We start from the raw sequence: 18137 nt of genomic DNA on the forward strand, positions 1-18137 counted from the left end.
TTTCTCGGAATCACCGCGGCATATGAAGCAGATCATTTGCGTCGGTGCAAAGTTGTGCGCCGATGGACAGCAGGTCGGGCCCTCGAAAGAACCGCATAGTTCGGAAATATATTGGTCCATCCTCCACCGGAGCTTCCCGAGCGAGCGAGCGTTAACGGCTCAATTTCTGCACGAATACGCATCTTGACGGTGGAGAGCGGCAAGGCAGGCCCTGGCGCCAGGTCAATATGCCACACGAGCGAAGTACTGATCCGGGTGGGCGGCCAAATGCGCACGGATCGGATGATCCTGAAGCGCGTCGACGACGCCAGCCGGCTTACATCGATCACGATGCCTCAATTCCGCCTACTCACCTCCGCGGCCGGCCGATCTCGATGAGGATTAGCGTCAAGGTGCCCGAACAAGACGCCTGCGGCGAGCCGAAAGTGGTGGTGGACCACAACGTCTGCCTGTAGCTCTTCACGGGTGCGGCGGTGCGCTCACGGCTGTTTCCACGAACGGGGGCCGACCAAGCCAGCATGCAGAATTCTGATCATTGTTGCGCCACCAAGGGACCGCGCCGCCGCCATTCAATACGCCGTCCTCAGGGGACTTACGTGTAAATACCTAGGGGCTTCTACCTAGGGAAAACATCCAAATTTTCCAGTTCGCCAGGAGCAGCCATTCTGCGTCCACTTAACGTTCGCGAGATAACTGGGCGATCTTGCAACAGCAAAAACGCTTTCAGGCTACATTGCGCCTCCAGGAGCACCGCAATGATCATCGATCTTTTGCTTCGAGAGCATCGCAACATTGATGTCCTTCTGGTTGCTCTTCAACGCGAATTGGAGATTTTTGAGAGAGGAATCCGCCCCGACTATGAGGTCATTCGCGCAATTATCAGCTATTTCGAGGTTTACCCCGAGTTGTACCATCATCCGCAGGAAGACTTGATTTTTTCGAAGCTCAAGGCTCGCGATCCGGATGCCGCTTCCAGCGTCGGCGATCTCGCGGTTGAACACCAAGAAGTCGTCGAGCGTTTGCACCACTTCGCGCAAGCTATTGACGCCATCCTCGCGGACCGTGAGCTCTTTCGGCAAGACGTCGGAAATATCATAAGCGACTTTATAGTACGCGAGCGGCACCACATGATGTGGGAAGAACAAGACTTCTTTCCCGCCGCCCTGAAGGCTCTCTCGGCTCAGGATTGGACCGAAATCGCTTCGGTCCTTACTAATGATGGAGATCCGCTGTTCGGCGAGACAGCGGCAGCGACTTCCGATGCGCTAAGAGCGCATATTCTGCAATTGGAGCAAGAAGCTGAGGCCGAACGGAGCTCGGTCGTGCTTTCGACCGCGCCCGCCGGCAGCCCCTGACACGGCGCTGAGACGGGCCGTATTGATCCCGACAACGAGCCACCTTCAAGCTCGGGACATCTTCTGGCTGGTCCGTTCGTAGACGGCCCAAGCCGAAACCGGAGTATGGGGTGGAACCGGTGGACCAAGGGCTGCTTTAAGCAGGTTCAAATCAATAGCACCCAATTCGTGCATTGGTTACGATTGCGAGATCCATGGAGTCGCTTTTCTTCGTAACCTAGCGCTGATCGAGCATCAGCAGTTCCAGGCAAGGAGCGCACCGAATTTGCGGTTAGCCCTCCTTGCGGTGACTGGCCCGCATGATTGCCCCTCGTTGCTGTCGCGAGCCTTGCCGACGTGCTCACGGGTGACAAATCTTGGTGTAGATTTCTAAACCTCAGGCTATAGGGTCGCAAACCACGGCATAATTGAGCTACGCTGACCTTGTGCTTTAACTGGGCTTAGATTTTCGGCCAATGTCTTTCGCCGTGATCGAACCGGCGGCGGTCCTCCCTTCGCCGTGCGTGCGATGCGTCAGCGTCGCTCCTCCCAGACTTTCGCCCGGCCCGCTAAGCGGTGCCGGGCATTTTTTGTCTTTCCCAGACTCCCTCAATTGTCTCGATTATTGAGAGCGCAAACGCCCGCGAGGGGATCAGCTTTGTTGAGAAGAGATCCAAGCCTGATCAACGGCCTCGCTGATCGAATGCAGCACGCAGTTCGCGGGCGGCAGCCACCATGTTCGCTAGCGCCGGCCGAACCTCCTCCCATTTACGCGTCTTCAAGCCGCAGTCCGGATTGACCCAAAGCTGCGAATCCTGCAGCCGTGTCCGAGCCAACGCCATCAGCTCCTTCATTTCGCCCGTCTCCGGAACGCGTGGAGAGTGTATGTCGTACACGCCCGGCCCGATCTGATTTGGATATTCGTAGTTCCTGAACGCGTCAAGCAGTTCCATTTTCGAGCGCGACGTCTCGATCGAGATGACATCCGCGTCCATTGCGGCGATCGCAGCTATGATGTCGTTGAAATCCGAGTAGCACATATGTGTATGAATTTGCGTTTGATCGGCGACGCCCGATGAGCAGATGCGGAAGCAATCCACCGCCCAATCGAGATAAGCCGTCCACTCCGATCGACGCAACGGCAATCCTTCGCGCAGTGCAGCCTCGTCGATCTGGATTATGGTCGCACCAGCGTTCTCGAGATCACGGACTTCGTCTCGGATGGCGAGCGCAATCTGGCGGCAGACTTCCCTTCTGGGAATATCATCCCTAACAAAGGACCAGTTCAAGATCGTCACCGGTCCGGTCAAAATCGCCTTCATCGGTTTCTTCGTTAGTAATTGCGCGTAGCGCCACCAGTCTACGGTGATGGGCTTCGACCGCACTACATCGCCAAAGAGGATGGGTGGCCGGACGCAACGCGAGCCATAGGACTGCACCCATCCGTTCCTGGTAAATGCGAAGCCGGCGAGCTGCTCTCCGAAGTACTGCACCATGTCATTGCGCTCGAACTCGCCGTGCACGAGGACGTCAAGGCCAATGTCCTCCTGCCAACGTACGGCGCGCGCAGTCTCCTCCTTCAGGAACCTGTCGTACTGCTCGTCGCTCATCGCGCCTCGCGCACGCGCCGCGCGAGCATTCCGGACGTCTGTGGTCTGCGGAAACGATCCAATCGTCGTGGTAGGAAAAGGCGGTAGTCCGAAACGATTGCTTTGGATCTCGGCACGACGGGCAAATGGGCTCGCACGGCGACGCATGCTCTGATCGATCGCTTTCATCCGGACAGCGACATTGGCATCACGGATTTTCGGCGAAGTCCGGCGGTCAGTCGCGGTACATTCCGACTCGGCAAGAGCTAGCGCAGCATTCTGGTCGCCTGCGAGCGCCGGCGCTAGGATCGCGAGCTCCCGCATCTTCTGAACCGCAAAAGCAAGCCAGCTCTTGACGTCCGGAGCGAGCCCGATCTCGAGCTCAACATCGACCGGCACATGAAGCAGCGAGCAGGATGGGGCAATCTGTACACGATCCTTGCCAAGCTTCGCAATCGCGGGTTCGAGCCACTGGCGCAGCGACGACAAATTCGACCGCCATACATTCCGGCCGTCGACGACACCGAGCGACATGACGAGATCACTTCGCCCGCCCTCGATGATCTGGTCCAGTAATTGTGGCGCTCGAACCAGATCGAGGTGCAGTCCGGCAACTGGCAGGCTCAAGGCGGTGTGCAGATTGTCGCCGAGGTCGCCGAAATAGCTGGCAACCATAATCTTGATGGCCGGCCCCTCCTTGGCGAGCCGGTCATAGGCGTGCCGCAAAGATCTACGCGTCCCCTCATCCAGATCAAGAACCAAGCAGGGCTCGTCGAACTGAACCCAATTAGCCCCACGTTGGGCCAATTCCTGCAGAACCTCGATATAGACCGGTAACAGTTCATCCAGGAGTGAGAGTGGCTGGAACGCAGGATCGGGACTCTTGCCGAGCTTTAGGAATGTAACCGGCCCGATCAGGACAGGTCGGGTCCGGAAGCCAAGGGCCTTGGCTTCCTCATACTCCTCGATCGGCTTGCGAGAGCATAATCTGAAAGTCTGTCCGCTGTGAAACTCCGGGACCATGTAATGGTAATTGGTATCGAACCACTTGGTCATCTCCTGCGCCGGTGCGCCGGATCCGCGCGGTCCATGACCACAACTCACATCGGGGTCGTTGGATTGTGAACCGCGCGCCATCGCGAAGTACGTCTTGAGCGAGACGGTTTCGGCTTGCGCTGCGTAGATATCCGGGATTGCGCCAACCATGACACTCGTGTCGAGCACCTGATCATACAGCGAAAAATCGTTCGATGGAATGACGGTGATACCGATAGACTTCTGACGAGCCCAGTTGGCGGCACGCAGGCCGGCTGCATCTTCGAGCAACTGCTGCTCGCTCATTTTTCCAGCCCAGTAGCTTTCTAGAGCGAGTTTGAGCTCACGCCGTGGACCGATGCGTGGCGTTCCGAGCGTGGCAACCGGAAGGGAAAGAAGAGACATAGCGTTAACCCCATGTTGGAGGCAAAGGCCATGGCGGACGCAGGCAGGGGACGTCGTACGGTACGACGGCTGCTTGGCGCACCACCGGGACACCCCGCCCGTGGACGATTATATTGTCGGGGCAGGTCTCCTGGCTCGCGGGTCATCGCTGCTGTCCGGCCTTCCCGAAGCCGCGCGGGCCTCAGTGGCATCGTTGGACAGCGGCTCGCCGCTCACAGTTGCGGGGGCAGCGCCGGCATCTTCACCGGCTTCCCTCTTAGCTCCGGATCAAGTGCGAACCGGAGAACCTCGACGACTTCGATTATCGGCAAGGCAAGTCTTCCGTCAACCTCTCAGATTATGTCTCAAGCTGGTGCTGAGACATCCGCTGCGCGAATGACCGTGCATCATTATCGTTGAGTCGATGGAGGAAGGCTCTCCAGTCAGTGTAATGACCATCGCAGCCGCCGCCGGCCCGCACGGAGGTAAACATCGAGACGTTCGCAAGTCGGGAAGCCGACAAAGAGGAGAAAAAGCGGTGCGAATTGCGGTCTATTACCTGGCACGAGGAATGCAGGTCGTCGGCATGCCCAGTCCTCCTGCTGGGCATACCCAGCACAGCAACTTGAGGCTGTCGCCGGCAGCGAAGTTAGCGGCGCGTGACATAGAGGGGAGCGCCCGCTCGCACGGGACACCATCGGTCGCGTCGTCGCTAACTTCTTGCGCTCGCGAATAGCAGGTTCAAGGTTGCCCGTTTTGGAATGACGTGTGGATCAAACCAAATAGGCCGGCAGTTATGAGGAAAGTGTCTGGAAGACGCGCGTTATTGTTCTGTCTCGGCCGATCCCTGATCTGTATGGCCGCGCTGGCTGCGACGAGCAACAGTATTCGGGCCATCGAGAGCCCCCATATCAAAAGATTCAAGTCAACGTGGCGAGCGCAAGACGGTGAGACGATAGAACAACTTATGTCCAACGTTTCGAGGGTGGCACTTTTTGTCCCTCGAATGTGGGGCGTCGCTGAACTTGACCAAAGCGACTATGTTTTCATTTTATGGACCAGGCACCCGGATGATACACTGGACGAACAGAACGTCATCGCCTGGAAAATCGCGCTCGACGGCACGTTTCAACTTGCGTCGACCTATGCAAAGCCGATGGAATTGGGTTGGCAAGCCCTGGCGCTCTCATTGATCGCTACTGAAGTCAAGGAGGATGAAAGGGACGCAAATGTTCGCTTTCTGCATGATCCGAGCAACTTCAACTTCGTGACGACAACGCAGGGCCGGCTTGGCGATCTTCTGCGGCAGGGCCGCTGTACCATTGTTGAGCCTGTTGGAGTGGACTACGTGCCGAAGCAGAAGGACAAGCCGACCGAGAAAGGTGATCTGTGGCGCGTTTTGCTTTTGGTGAACTGTAATATCCCAGGGCCTCTTCTTTTTACGCACAACGGGGTGATCACTTTCGAGAAGAGCGAGGGGCAAGATTGGGAGCCGCAATCCCCCTTTGCCAAGCGTATCGCGGCCTTTCCTGCCGACGCCTGGTTCGCTCGCATGGAGTCAAAGAAACGGGAAGAGTAAGAGAGGCTGCGAGGGAACCAGCTCACATACTACGCTTCAAGGACCGGACTTCGCGACGCCGCGGGCCCAAGCCGATCCGGCGTGCTCGCCGCGCATCGCGCGGCTGACTGGGTGAGCATGCCGCCCCCGTAGCCCATGGAGGCGAGCAGCCAGGGCAGCTCGGGCGCCAGCATCGGATCGATCGGCTTCAGCATGTGACAAACTATACGTTTGCCCTGTCTTCCTACCTTCGCAGATCATGAGACAGGGCGGGCCAGAACACTCCGAGCTGTCAGTCGCTTGTCGCAAAAAAAGCCCGGCCTCTTTTCGATGGCCGGGCCAAGTCAGACGCCGACAGAGGGAGGACTGCCGGCGGTTATTTGCGGAGAAACGTTCACCGCAAATTCCAATTGCGTAATGATCAATGATCGAAGAAATCTGGCGTTGCTTCTTCTTTATGAGACGACATTGATGGCATACGGCTCACGACTGACTCGCATAAACATTGAAGGTTTTATTCTCCCTTGTCCTGAGATCGTGAAAGTCATGCAGATTAAATGAGAAGCGTCGAACAGAGACGATCCGCGGACGTTCGAACGGCGTCAGCGTGCCGGCCCCAGAGCGCAGAAACCCAGAATTCCCGGAGGCTCGGACGGAATCCGTTGTTGTTCGCATGCGAGTAATCGGATTCTTCGCGCGAGCCCCACCTGCTCCGCCGTCTGCTGTGCACACCATCGACCGCATTGGTATCATCGCCTCACCGAGGGCAGCAGACAGCGGCCGGTCCGAGTTGCCCGGCATCTCCGTCAGCTATTTCGAAATGCTACAATCTGACGCCACGTGCGAGTCAACGTCTTTGAGCCGACCCGCCGACCTCCTACAGGCAGCTGAGGGATCTGCCAGCTGTCGGCGTGCGTGTCGCCTTCTGTTCTTGAAAGGCACCGGCTGGTCCAGAAGATCACGATGGAGCCGTTTTTCGCTGGTCAAGGCAATTCACCTGCGGCGAAGCGCTCGGCGAAGATTTGGGCCCGCACGGGATAGCATCGCAGCAGAAGCGGAGAGCGATAACCTCGTGAACTGTACCGGAGATCACATGACGATAGTCAATGGGGCAGGCAGGGGCGTGGAGAGCTATGAGAGCGCTCGTTATGTGTGCGACGAGGACGAGATTCGCCAAGGACATGAGGTGGTGTTCTTGCGAGACGCCGAACTGCGAGGTCTCTTCTCCTGTCCTCTAAACAAGGCCAGCAGGCGGCGAGGTCTTGTGCTGGAGACAGTCATACCGCAGGTCCGGCAATCCGTTGCTGAGGGGAGTGCAGAACGTAGAGACCCAGTTCACGGAAATCCCGGCTGTGCTTCACTTCCGAGCAGGAGTCGGCCGGCGCTTTGAAGCGTCCCCTCGTTTAAAGCTGCGTGCTGGGCGACCACGAAGCTGTCGCACATGGCGCGCGCCAGATTGCTGGTGGTATAAAGCGACGCACTTCCAGCAAGGCCGCTCGCAATCCTACAGACCTCAGCGCTCTGCCGCGCGGCGTTCGTCGCGGCGAGTCGCATTAGCATCGCCGTGCTCGGGTTTACCGCACCTTTGAGCGCTTCCTTCCACAGCCCCTCGGTGGCCTCATAGAAGAAGGAACGCGCGGAACGCAGCAAGGCTTCGGCTTTGGCCATTTCCAGTTGGACATAGCCACGCTCTGCCATCAGGGGTGCTCCAGTGATTGAGGCGCGGCTTCCGGCGAAAGCGATTACCTGGTCTAGCGCGGAGCGCGCAATACCGATGCCGACAATCGCATGCGCCTGTGCAGCGAAAGCCACGGACGGATAACGATAGACCGGACCGTCGAGTGTCGGCGGACCGCCGCGGATCAAGGTCCATTCCTCCGGCACAATGACGTCATTGACAACGACGTCGTGGCTGCCGGTGCCTTGCAGGCCGATGACGTCCCAATTGGGACGGATTGTCACCTTTTCAGCCGGCATCACGGCTACTCGAGCAAGGCCACCGGTCGGATCGTCTTCCACAGTGATGCCGACGCCTATCAGATCCGCGCCCGGTGAGCCGCTGGCGAATGGCCACACGCCGTTCACGACGAATCCGTCGGTACTTCGTCTAGCGGGCTGGAGCGGGAAAAGCGCACCTGCCAACACCACGTCAGGTCCATTCGCGTATACCTTGCGAAGCGTGTCGTCCGGAAGGGCAGCGAGGTAGCGAGCCCCGTCGCCGAAGCTGGCGACCCAACCGGCGGAGCCGTCGGCCTCGGAAATGCGCTCGATCAGGCGACAGAAATCGGCTGGCGTCCGCTCGTCGCCGCCGAATCGCCTGGCGACCAAAGCTCGATAAACGCCAACGCGCTTGAAGCCCTCGATAATCTCGTCGGGAATCTTCTGCGCGCGGGCGAACTCGTTTCGACGCGCGCGGATATCGACCAGTAGCGGCGACAGATTATCCCAGGTCGCAGCCGTAGCGTCGGTATCTGCAGTGATCTTCTCTGGTGGAGCGTTCATAAGCTGTCCCCGGTGTGTTGAGCCGACCCACGCCGCGCTTCATTGATTTGGATTGCGCGCATGGCGAAGCCGGCCGGCTTGATAATGAGACGGGAGGGATCGTCGAAACTGTCGCAGCTGATATTGTACTATGACGCGATTGCGGGCGGTTAGCGCCCCAACATACTGGCTGAAAGATCTTGAGGGCCGGCAAGGCTCACGGAGACATGGCTGTCAATGCTATCTTTGAGGCTGAAGCGGCAAAGCAGCCGATATGCGGCGGCGAGATCGATCCGCCTCTGCTGCATTATGTCTCCGACGGTTGACGGCATCGCTTGTTTTCTCATGTCGTCTCCAACGGACGATTTGTCACAATTGGGCCTGGCCGGATCGAGCCACGTTGCGAATTCCTGACTTGGCGACCGCGAGGCGCCCCAAGCCTGCGGCTCTTTTCAGTCTCCCCAGCATCGACGTGCCACCAAACATGGTCTGCCGGCCGTGCCTTTAATCGAAACGTGATCACGTTCGGCGTGCGCACGCGAGCAGGATGATCGCGCCTCCCCTGTCTGGTTCCAGGCACAAGAGGTCACCAACCGGACACGGAGGAGAACGACTGCATTGGAGCTCGACCGCGGACCAGTTGGGCTCGGCTTGCCGGTGGAGGTTCAGCCCGGTCCGATCTCCTGACATTACCAATAGCGCACGTACCGTTGTACGCAACGGCGGCACTCTTGCAGCATCTAGGAAAGCGACTTGATCGTGCAATGGCAGCGCCTAAACGCCGCCGTCACATTTGTTGAACTCCGTCCCTCTGACGTCCGCCTCTAACCAACACACCCACAGTCCGGTGGCCTCGGCTTCCGCTTCGCTGCAGAGCCAGCGTTCGCCGGGCTTGCTCATGTCGATTTGTTCGTAACTGAGTTGGCCGGGGAGGTGATAAATGCGCTCGCCATTGCGGCCGACGGTGCCTTTTATCACACACTCGGACGAGGGCGGGTCCGATAGCAGGGTGGATCCGAGCAGGAGTTCCTGAGCATCGACGGAAACCGAGCTCGCGCCGATGATGATCGTCGCCCTATTGCGGCGACGCCAGTCCCACGGCGCGATGAACGCCCCCGACCACAGCCCCGCACAGGTTTTGCTCGCCACAACCTCATAGATGACGTACGGACCCGACGAGAGTGCCCAGCCCGAGCGTACCATCCAGGCGTTCACGTCCTCGCCTTCGATGAAGCAACTGCCGCGTGACCTCGCATACTCATCGACGCCTGTGGTATGACAATCCCACGTTCGTCCGTTCGAATGCTTGATAAGCTCGTCGCGAGCAGCTACGCCGCAAGTCCATTTCCGGCCGTTGGCGTCGAGGCAAATCTGATCGGTCTCAGGAGCTTCGATGCCTAAGAGCCGAATCTTGGTCTGCTCGATCTCAATCGTATTGCCGTCCAGGATGCGCAGAGGGCCGCTGAGCTTCGCCGCGCACACCGGAGATGTCATGACAGCAAACAATGCGACCAACATTACGCGGTGTTTCATCCCGACAATAACCTTTCGCTCTTGATCCTCTTCACGGACGATCCGGCGCGCCGCCACATTTGCTGCTTAAACGCATTATGTCCGCTATTAGACCGACATCTTTCGACGTTTACTCTACGAAAGCGTGGCCGTGGTTTCCAAGCTACGACCTGACGTTGCGTGAGCTTCACGCGCTTTCTTCCTGCGCATGTCGGGGTATCATTCGGGCCTCGCCGGTCTCTCTCTGGGCGCGCGCTGCACCCTCTCGAACTGAGGAGAAAGCCCCATAGTGCGACCGCGAACCTGGTATGCGGGAGAAAGCCGAACCTCGGAGCGCTGTTTCTCACGCGCTTGAAGAACAAAAGAGGCCTGTGAATCTTGGGTCGAGTGGAAAGTCCGGCGTGGAGGAGCAACCTGGCTATCCTTTGTGCCAACATGCATCGGCAGACAGAAGGCTGTCGGCCGTTTCAGCGAGGACGATGACATTTCGCGGTGAATTCTTGTCAGGAAAAGATTGTGTTCGAAAGAAATCCGGTCTCGCTTCCTCTGAGATCTGGACAAAGGCGCCACAGAGTTCAGCTCAACGCTCGCTGCGTAACTGAACCGGCATCGTTTCCGCAAACCGCGCAAGACCCGGAGCCCTCTTTCGGAGAGCCGGGCGGGATGGTCGTTGATGCCAACCTCATTGTGGCTTTTCGTACGTGTGCGTTGCACCATAATCGTTCGTGGTGCCGCCACTGCGTTCGTAGAGGAACCCGTTTGTCATGATCCAGCCGGCTGCCGCTCTCTCCTAATACGCTTCACCGCGATCACATCCGGAGAGTTACCGAGCAAACCCCGCATGAGTGCGCGCGTTTGCGCCAGGCAAATTCGGAGCGGCACCTCGGTGGCTTCGTCGTATACGCACGGGGCGAGGGGTAAGCCGCCCGCGTGTTCGGACGATCGCGAGCACTCCTGCTGCCATTCGGTGCGAGGCGGCAAGCCAAAGATGGTTTCCCATCGCGGCACTCGGACAGGTCGCTGTGGTGCGGTTTAGCCGACTGAAGCTATAAATCATTCTCAACGATCTCACTACACAATGAGAAATGAAATGGTTGCAGCCCCCCGGGAATTGCCTGTCGCTTCTTACGCGCTTGAAGTGGATGGCCGCCCCAGAGCCGAATTCGCAACTGGAGACGGCGCCAAGGCAGGTGGAGCAGAACTAAAGAAGCGTTTTCCCATGCTTCAAATCCGGATCTAGGACGCGCAGACGAATGCGCGCGAGGAAATCTAGCGCCTACTCAGTCGGGCCGCGATGTCTCGCCACCGGCTCCGCGGCTCCTCGCCAGGGCACTCGGAAAAGGGCCGAGCGGGTATGCCGGCCCGCTAACACTGCCCCATTGCCCTCTTATAGGTTTCCTCGCAGCACTCGATCGTGCTGCCCTCGGTGGCGACCTCGTGGCATCGATGCAGCGGGCTACCTGCATCGCAGCCGCAACTCTGCTCGGGAGCGCCTGATCCAGCTGCCGGCATGAGTCATGGACAGAACCGTACGCATCATCCTAACGCTCTGTATCCGCTCGACGATTTCGTGGATCCGTGCGCGTGATGATGCCTGTCGAGAATAGAGAACACGTGCCCGGACGCAGCGCACATCCTGGCCGAGATCAGCGCTAGGTCCGCCGCGCCATCAGCGCGGCAAGCTCTCGCGTCGGGATTCTCCCGTACTGCTACGGCTTCGACCTTTGGCGTCGTGCAGCTGGGAGACCGCCAGGGATATGCATGCTTTCTGGTAAGGCAGGGTGTGATCAGCTAGGACGTGGACTCAGTGCCGAGCGATAGCCTGATTGACGCGAGTTGGACAAACGCGAGGTAATTGGCGGCAAGTTTGTCGTAGCGCGTCGCTACCCGCCGACATTGCTTGATCCTGTTTAAGAACTGCTCAACTCGATTGCGAGCACGATACAGGTAAGGACTTACTCTTTGTCGGTGAGTTCGTAGCGCATGGTTCGGGCGCCACTTTGGGAGTTTGTTCGAAGCGCGGGCTCAATGTGAGCTTCCGCCCTAGGGATCTGGACGCTATCCGCCTGGCAGCAGACTTGTTATGCTCACATTGAGTTTGGTCGAGTTTGCCCCAAAGGCGACAAGCCGCCTATGCCCGCCTCACAACCGTTAGAGCTTTGCCGACGATGATCTCGCCGTTGAAGTGCTTCGCCATTGGGGCACGCCAGGTCTCATCGTCGATGCTGTCAATGGCCGGAGTGAGGTGCGACAGCTCGAGTGTCTTTACGCCAGCTTCCTGTGCGATGCGCCCGACATCTTCGGATGCTGTGTGGCTCGCCTTCATGTGCGCCATGAACGAGTCGAACTTCACCGGCAGGTCCGCGGTGACCTGTGCTCTGACGAACGCCTCCATGGCCGGCACGTACATCGTTTCGTGAACCAGCACGTCGGGCGCCCTCCGCCATCTTCGCCACGGCATCGAGCCGCGCAGTTTTCAGCGCGTTAAACGGGAATCCCGCTGCGGGCAAACTGATTGGTAACCTCCATGCCGCAATCAAGCACATACGCTGCTCCGTTGCTCAGCATTACGCGCGTGCGGCCGGGCACTGGGCCCACGGCAGTGCCCAACAGCACCAGCTTGGTGCCCTTTGCCTCATCGATCATCTGCTGAACCACATACGCCGGAGAAGATGATCACGGCGAACGAACTGGTGATAGAGAGCGGCCCCGGCATGAAGCGCGACCAAGGCAAGCAGAAGCCGTGCTCCGAAGCCGTGCGGCACTCGGGGCGGATACTTCCAGAAGTCGGGCAGCAGGGCGCCGTCTCCGCCAAAGACCATTGGCGCTGCGCCGCTAAGCGCCATCATCCCGATACCGCTCGCAATCATTCCGAAGATGACCGCGTACAAGAGAAGATGTATCGCGCGAGCTGTGCGTTCCTGCCACCGTGGTGATCCAGCGACCGGATGGGGCTTGCGATCGACGCCCCACCACCAGCCAACTCGAAGAAGCATCAGCGCAAGAACCGCGATTGCGATCGGGACGTGAACTCGTAGAATCGCCGCCTTCGCTGCTGGATCGACCGTGTTGGCTGCGCGGAATCCTGTGGCAATGAGAACGATCATCAGCAGTGCGGTCAGCCAATGCATCGTTACGATCATGGCCCCGTGGCGTTCAGGGGTGCTCTTCAGTCCCATTGCCGGTCTTCTTCTGAATCGGTTGCGGATGAGCTACGCGACGCAGATGCCGGGGACCGCGACCTTCTGGAATAGGTGCGGAGAAGCAACGGCGGACGAGGGATATGCCGCGATCTTGGCTCTGAACTCGGGATGCGTGAACGCAGCCCGGAAGTGCGCGGTCGATTCCCAGACGGCGTAGTTCAAATAGGTCGGGCTGTCGCCGATCGCGCGGTGAAGCTGGGTGGAGATGAAGCCGGGCTGCCGCTTCATGAAGGCAGCATCGTTCTGCCAGGTTTGGAGAAAGCTTTGATCGTCGGCCTTTTCGAGCGTGAAGACATTCACCAGGACGACGGGGCTGGCATCGATACCGATTTGGCGTTCGATTGGAAAGGCGGGATCCAGGGGACGGAACGTTGTCATGAAGTCCTCCAATGAGTTGGTTGCATGATGTCATTGTGGTACGATACCTAGACTACTGATTTGACATTATGGTGTCAACGACGTTTATGGTGACAGATGCTGAAATCCCAACGAACGCCAGCCGGCGATGCCCTGACCAACCTCATGCTCGATCTGTTCCGACTGAACAGCCAGCTCTTGACCGCAGGCGACCGTCTAGTGGCTCAGCTCGGCCTCACGAGCGCGCGCTGGCAGATCCTCGGCGCCATTGTGCACGCAGAACGCCCGCAGCCAGTCGCGTGGCTCGCCCGCGACCTCGGCGCCAATCGCCAAAACGTGCAGCGGATCGTCAATGACCTACATGCGGAAGGCCTTCTCACCTTCGAGGCCAATCCGCATCATCGGAGGGCGCAACTTGTTGTCCTGACTGACAAAGGACGGCGCGCTTTCAATGCCGCCATGGCTTTGCAGGCACCGTGGGTCACCGGCCTTTCGGAAGGGCTTTCGGTCAAGGACCTGCAGACCGTTCATCGTGTCGTCACGGCACTACGGAAGAAGCTCGAACCCCACGAAGATTGATGCGAACCGACCGCTATTGTCGATCCATGCCTCGCTTTATGTGCTTAACTGCTACTATGATCCTGTCGATGCTGCCGGTCGTCGCGAACGCTGCGCCAATTCAAAAGCGGCCTAAGCCTGTCTGGCAAGGTTACGGCTTCCTGCCCGTCTATTCGCCAGCCGCTGAGCAAGAGCAGCCCCCTCTACAAGCAGAAGGACGCAATGGGCCGGCTCTCGCGCGTCGACCGGCGCCGGTATACCCGGTTCCTCAGTACTACGGCTGGGATGGCGAGTGGCACAATTTCGGTCCCCCGGCTTCGGCGGCGGCCGCCACAACGGCGGCAGTTTCGGGCCGTGTTGGACGCGGACGCCGATCGGACCGATCTGGAATTGCGGGTGATCAGCGCGGCCGGGAGAAACTTCCGGGCATTGCGCGGGATTATGTTGAGGCGTCTACTGACGTCCTCGCCTGTCTTCGTCATCGTGCCGCAGCCGCACCGGCAGAGCATGCTCGCAGTTCGGTGATCAGCTTCACATGAGGCAAATTAGCAGGCAAGTAACTCCGGTTGCGATGACAATCTTGATCCGATCCGGCGCGAGGCCAACGCCGACGTGATGCATTGGTCTGGAATGGCGGTTGGAAACCGGAGTGCCCGTTCGGCTACCAATATCCCCTCACCTAATCATCACTAGTTGTGCAGCTTTTTTGGGTGGCACAGACCGCGCTGGTCAGGTCTTGCAGCGATGAATGAGGCGCTCGATAAGGGGAGCCACTAGAAGCGGGTATTTTTGAGCAGTACATCACCCTCCACAGTGCGTGGATAGTGGGCCGCCACTTCGAATGATGGCAACAGGTCAAGAATGGCTTGCAGCGACAACTGCCCTTCGTAGAGCTCGCGGTCGCTATATTCCGTGTAGAGGAAGCGCGTGTTGCTTAAGGTCTGCATGCCGCCGGCGATAACATCGGCTTCGGCTCCCTGGACATCCATCCAGATGAAATCGACCGTGTTCAGCTCCGCTTCGCTGCACCAATCGTCTAGCCGCCGCGTTTCAACAGGGACGGGGCGATCGAACCGAACCCAATCATACTCCGTAAGATGATTCTTCGGGCGGCGTATTGAGCCGGAGAGGTCCCATTCCTTCGCATCACCATCTGCATTGCTTGGATGGAAGTCGATCATCCCGTTTCGATCACTGATGGCGATTTCAAACAGCTTCACCTTGTTGAGGGATGAGCCCAGCTTCTTCTTGAAGCGCGCGATCGCTCTGGGATCCGGCTCAAAACAGTAGAGCTGAGCATGCGGGCAGAAATTGAGAAATTGCTGCGTATCGGTCCCGTCATTGCAGCCGATATCCAGGATGACGGGATTCGGCTTCTGAAGAAGTGAGACGATGTGCAGGTGTACTTCTGAGGACACAGGTGCTTTTTCCATTTGGCCCGGGGATCGCGTGAGTTTCGAACCTTCGACGCCGCAATCACACGCCAGAGGCGCCGGCACAACGTATATCAACGTATATGGTTCATATGCTGCTCGGTCGCCCTGATCCATGGCGGCTATTTGGATGCCATCAATGTCAAAACGGAAACCTCTCGGATAGACAGGTGCAGCGACTGCCCCGCAATACAAGTTCCAACTTAGCGTTGGCAGAGGCGCCTGTGTGAGCCAGATCGTTGCCCGCGGTTCATTTTTCGGGATGGCCGAACGATCGGCTTCGCTCGAATGTCGTGTATCCGTTATTCTCAGTGGAGCGTGCACGGGCAAAAGTGATCTCTCGTCCGCAGCAATAGGCAATCAGCTCCATCACAGCTGGGCCAAATGTGTCCTGCCGTCAACGGTCAGCACCTCAGATTTCGCTGACGCAATTTGCGGCTTTCCAGATGTTGGCATATTGTTGCGACTGCGCTTGAGCGCTGCTCATCAAGGCGTGTTTGTGCACCGCACGGTTCGCCAGCGTCAGCTGCTAGATGCTGCCGTCAGACGAAGCAGTCAGGTGCTGCACCCGGCCGTCGCAGTTGAAAAGCGCGGCGCTTCGATCGGTGCAACGACCCCCTTGCAATATTGAGGAACCCTGGGCTCAATCCGCGTGCTTCGACGAAGCGCAATGTCATTTTTACAACAGCTTGGCGCGCTGCGTACCTCGGGCGTTTGCTTTCAGACAAAGACACGCCAGGCCAAGCTACGATTCAGCAGAACTGCGCGCCTCGATGGTTTAGCTCATTTTGGCCTGACTCTTGCTAAATTTGGCTTGTCACAATGTGACTATCTCAAGCTTGAATTCAGGAGTTCTGCATGAAATTCCGTCCGCTTCACGACCGCGTTGGCAAGCGTATCGACGCCCATGAGAAGACCGCTTGCGGCGTTATCATTCCCGACACAGCCAAGCAAAAGCTGCAGGCATGGATTGTTCAGCTCATTTTTGGCCTGACCCTTGCTATCATTTGGCTTGTCACAATGTGACTATCTTTAACTCGTTCAAACGCTCAGGAGCTTTGCATGAATTTCCGTCCGCTTCACGACCGCGTCGTGGTCAAGCGCGTCGACGCCGATGAGAAGACCGCTGGTGGCATTATCATTCCCGACACAGCCAGGGAAAAGCCCTCGCAGGGCGAGATCGTCGCTGTTGGCCCGGGCGGCCGCGACGAAGCCGGCAAGCTGATCCCGATCGACGTCGAGGTCGGCGACCGCGTGCTGTTCGGCAAATGGTCGGGCACCGAAGTCAAGATCGACGGCCAGGAGCTCTTGATCATGAAGGAGAGTGACATCATGGGCGTTCTCACCGATGTGTTTTCCAAGAGGAAAGCCGCCTAATCCAGCGCTCGCACAGCTTCCCCCTGACGAGCGCCCGCTCGGGCGCGCCGAAGATGGGAGAACAAGAACTGAGGGAATTGTTTATGACAGCCAAGGAAGTCAAGTTCGGAGTAGACGCGCGGGACCGCATGCTGCGCGGCGTCGACATCCTCGCCAATGCCGTGCAGGTCACGCTCGGTCCCAAGGGCCGCAACGTCGTTCTCGACAAGTCGTTCGGCGCTCCCCGCATTACCAAGGACGGCGTTGCCGTAGCCAAGGACATCGAACTCGACGACAAGTTCGAGAACATGGGCGCCCAGATGGTACGCGAAGTAGCTTCGAAGGCGGCGGACGCTGCAGGCGACGGCACCACCACCGCGACCGTCCTGGCCGCCGCGATTGTCCGCGAAGGCGCCAAGTCGGTTGCGGCCGGTATGAATCCGATGGACCTGAAGCGCGGTATCGACCTCGCGGTCGAGGCCGTGGTTGCGGACCTGCAGAAGAACTCCAAGAAGGTCACCTCGAACGACGAGATCGCCCAGGTCGGCACCATCTCGGCCAACGGCGACCACGAGATCGGCAAGTTCCTCGCCGACGCCATGAAGAAGGTCGGCAACGAGGGTGTCATCACCGTCGAGGAAGCCAAGTCGCTCGAGACCGAACTCGACGTCGTCGAGGGCATGCAGTTCGACCGTGGCTACATCTCGCCCTACTTCGTCACCAACGCCGACAAGATGCGCGTCGAGATGGACGACGCCTACATCCTCATCAACGAGAAGAAGCTCTCCTCGCTGAACGAGCTGCTGCCGCTGCTCGAGGCCGTGGTGCAGACCGGCAAGCCGCTGGTCATCGTCGCCGAGGACGTCGAAGGCGAAGCGCTCGCGACCCTGGTCGTGAACCGTCTGCGCGGCGGCCTGAAGGTCGCGGCCGTCAAGGCTCCGGGCTTCGGCGATCGCCGCAAGGCCATGCTGCAGGACATCGCGATCCTGACCGGCGGCCAGGCGATCTCGGAAGATCTCGGCATCAAGCTCGAGAACGTCACGCTCAACATGCTCGGTCGCGCCAAGAAGGTGATGATCGACAAGGAGAACACCACGATCGTCAACGGCGCCGGCAAGAAGGCCGACATCGAGGCGCGCGTGGCCCAGATCAAGGCGCAGATCGAGGAAACCACCTCGGACTACGACCGTGAGAAGCTCCAGGAGCGTCTCGCCAAGCTCGCCGGCGGCGTCGCGGTGATCCGCGTCGGCGGCGCGACCGAGGTCGAGGTGAAGGAGCGCAAGGATCGCGTTGATGACGCGATGCACGCGACCCGCGCGGCTGTGGAAGAAGGCATC

At 58.8% G+C, this 18137-nt stretch carries 15 protein-coding genes, 3 pseudogenes and 1 riboswitch; of the genes and pseudogenes, 8 read left to right on the forward strand and 10 right to left on the reverse strand.

Annotated elements, in window-relative coordinates; genetic code table 11:
* Nucleotides 1-755 precede the first annotated feature (755 nt).
* Entirely contained in the window at nt 756-1355 is a 600-nt protein-coding gene (locus tag BM374_RS35570) for a hemerythrin domain-containing protein (protein ID WP_092303364.1), read from the forward strand.
* A 662-nt stretch (nt 1356-2017) separates the two neighbouring features.
* Here BM374_RS35570 and metE read toward each other — a convergent pair.
* Complete coding sequence (gene metE, locus BM374_RS35575) at nt 2018-4363, reverse strand: 5-methyltetrahydropteroyltriglutamate--homocysteine S-methyltransferase (RefSeq protein WP_092303365.1); 2346 nt, start codon at nt 4361-4363, stop codon at nt 2018-2020.
* Nucleotides 4364-4466: 103 nt separating this feature from the next.
* Nucleotides 4467-4669: riboswitch (cobalamin riboswitch) on the reverse strand.
* 640 nt (nt 4670-5309) lie between these two features.
* Here metE and BM374_RS35580 point away from each other — a divergent pair.
* Complete coding sequence (locus BM374_RS35580) at nt 5310-5921, forward strand: nodulate formation efficiency C protein (RefSeq protein WP_244552821.1); 612 nt, start codon at nt 5310-5312, stop codon at nt 5919-5921.
* Between the two features lie 29 nt (nt 5922-5950).
* Here BM374_RS35580 and BM374_RS39075 read toward each other — a convergent pair whose 3' ends face one another.
* From BM374_RS39075 to BM374_RS35610, 8 genes and pseudogenes are all read right to left on the reverse strand, one after another.
* Entirely contained in the window at nt 5951-6115 is a 165-nt protein-coding gene (locus BM374_RS39075; RefSeq protein WP_177248770.1) for a hypothetical protein, read from the reverse strand.
* Nucleotides 6116-7235: 1120 nt separating this feature from the next.
* Nucleotides 7236-8402 (reverse strand): acyl-CoA dehydrogenase family protein, encoded by a 1167-nt coding sequence (locus BM374_RS35585; protein ID WP_092303367.1) that lies wholly within the window; start codon nt 8400-8402, stop codon nt 7236-7238.
* A gap of 149 nt (nt 8403-8551) precedes the next feature.
* A complete protein-coding gene (locus tag BM374_RS39080; RefSeq protein WP_177248771.1) occupies nt 8552-8728 on the reverse strand; it encodes a hypothetical protein in 177 nt (58 codons plus the stop codon).
* Between the two features lie 427 nt (nt 8729-9155).
* A complete protein-coding gene (locus BM374_RS35590; RefSeq protein ID WP_244552822.1) occupies nt 9156-9899 on the reverse strand; it encodes a thermonuclease family protein in 744 nt (247 codons plus the stop codon).
* A 1785-nt stretch (nt 9900-11684) separates the two neighbouring features.
* A pseudogene (locus tag BM374_RS35595) lies at nt 11685-11870 on the reverse strand (IS5/IS1182 family transposase); the annotation flags it as partial.
* Between the two features lie 154 nt (nt 11871-12024).
* Nucleotides 12025-12321 carry an MBL fold metallo-hydrolase gene (locus BM374_RS35600; RefSeq protein WP_143270327.1) on the reverse strand — a complete coding sequence of 99 codons (297 nt, stop codon included), beginning with the start codon at nt 12319-12321 and terminating at the stop codon, nt 12025-12027.
* Nucleotides 12322-12535: 214 nt separating this feature from the next.
* Nucleotides 12536-13072, reverse strand: a complete 537-nt coding sequence (locus BM374_RS35605) for a cytochrome b (RefSeq protein WP_092303371.1) — start codon at nt 13070-13072, stop codon at nt 12536-12538.
* Between the two features lie 33 nt (nt 13073-13105).
* Nucleotides 13106-13474: an antibiotic biosynthesis monooxygenase family protein gene (locus BM374_RS35610; RefSeq protein WP_092303373.1), complete on the reverse strand. Its 369-nt coding sequence runs from the start codon at nt 13472-13474 to the stop codon at nt 13106-13108.
* Nucleotides 13475-13570: 96 nt separating this feature from the next.
* On the opposite strand from BM374_RS35610, the gene BM374_RS35615 reads away from it, so the two are divergent.
* A complete protein-coding gene (locus BM374_RS35615) occupies nt 13571-14032 on the forward strand; it encodes a MarR family winged helix-turn-helix transcriptional regulator (protein ID WP_092303375.1) in 462 nt (153 codons plus the stop codon).
* A gap of 26 nt (nt 14033-14058) precedes the next feature.
* A pseudogene (locus BM374_RS40190) lies at nt 14059-14411 on the forward strand (hypothetical protein).
* Between the two features lie 373 nt (nt 14412-14784).
* On the opposite strand, the gene BM374_RS35625 reads toward BM374_RS40190, so the two are convergent.
* Complete coding sequence (locus BM374_RS35625; protein WP_092303377.1) at nt 14785-15444, reverse strand: FkbM family methyltransferase; 660 nt, start codon at nt 15442-15444, stop codon at nt 14785-14787.
* Between the two features lie 226 nt (nt 15445-15670).
* Here BM374_RS35625 and BM374_RS38240 point away from each other — a divergent pair, with 226 nt between their 5' ends.
* The 4 genes and pseudogenes from BM374_RS38240 to groL form a co-directional block, all read left to right on the forward strand.
* On the forward strand, nt 15671-16075 hold the full coding sequence (locus tag BM374_RS38240; RefSeq protein WP_143270328.1) for a hypothetical protein: 405 nt from the start codon (nt 15671-15673) through the stop codon (nt 16073-16075).
* A gap of 227 nt (nt 16076-16302) precedes the next feature.
* Nucleotides 16303-16407 (forward strand): annotated as a pseudogene (locus BM374_RS39700) (co-chaperone GroES); the annotation flags it as partial.
* Nucleotides 16408-16506: 99 nt separating this feature from the next.
* On the forward strand, nt 16507-16821 hold the full coding sequence (locus BM374_RS35635) for a co-chaperone GroES (RefSeq protein WP_092303379.1): 315 nt from the start codon (nt 16507-16509) through the stop codon (nt 16819-16821).
* 83 nt (nt 16822-16904) lie between these two features.
* On the forward strand, nt 16905-18137 hold a 1233-nt coding region (groL, locus tag BM374_RS35640; RefSeq protein ID WP_092303381.1), incomplete at its 3' end, for a chaperonin GroEL.

Origin of the sequence: Bradyrhizobium sp. Ghvi (genome assembly GCF_900115265.1) — a bacterium.
Taxonomy (GTDB): domain Bacteria; phylum Pseudomonadota; class Alphaproteobacteria; order Rhizobiales; family Xanthobacteraceae; genus Bradyrhizobium.

Excerpts from the sequence above, each read along its gene's own strand:
- BM374_RS35570 (WP_092303364.1), top strand. The coding sequence starts at position 756 with ATGATCATCGATCTTTTGCTTCGAGAGCATCGCAACATTGATGTCCTT.
- metE (WP_092303365.1), bottom strand. The coding sequence starts at position 4,363 with ATGTCTCTTCTTTCCCTTCCGGTTGCCACGCTCGGAACGCCACGCATC.
- BM374_RS35580 (WP_244552821.1), top strand. The coding sequence starts at position 5,310 with ATGTCCAACGTTTCGAGGGTGGCACTTTTTGTCCCTCGAATGTGGGGC.
- BM374_RS39075 (WP_177248770.1), bottom strand. The coding sequence starts at position 6,115 with ATGCTGAAGCCGATCGATCCGATGCTGGCGCCCGAGCTGCCCTGGCTG.
- BM374_RS35585 (WP_092303367.1), bottom strand. The coding sequence starts at position 8,402 with ATGAACGCTCCACCAGAGAAGATCACTGCAGATACCGACGCTACGGCT.
- BM374_RS39080 (WP_177248771.1), bottom strand. The coding sequence starts at position 8,728 with ATGAGAAAACAAGCGATGCCGTCAACCGTCGGAGACATAATGCAGCAG.
- BM374_RS35590 (WP_244552822.1), bottom strand. The coding sequence starts at position 9,899 with ATGTTGGTCGCATTGTTTGCTGTCATGACATCTCCGGTGTGCGCGGCG.
- BM374_RS35605 (WP_092303371.1), bottom strand. The coding sequence starts at position 13,072 with ATGGGACTGAAGAGCACCCCTGAACGCCACGGGGCCATGATCGTAACG.
- BM374_RS35610 (WP_092303373.1), bottom strand. The coding sequence starts at position 13,474 with ATGACAACGTTCCGTCCCCTGGATCCCGCCTTTCCAATCGAACGCCAA.
- BM374_RS35615 (WP_092303375.1), top strand. The coding sequence starts at position 13,571 with ATGCTGAAATCCCAACGAACGCCAGCCGGCGATGCCCTGACCAACCTC.
- BM374_RS35625 (WP_092303377.1), bottom strand. The coding sequence starts at position 15,444 with ATGGAAAAAGCACCTGTGTCCTCAGAAGTACACCTGCACATCGTCTCA.
- BM374_RS35635 (WP_092303379.1), top strand. The coding sequence starts at position 16,507 with ATGAATTTCCGTCCGCTTCACGACCGCGTCGTGGTCAAGCGCGTCGAC.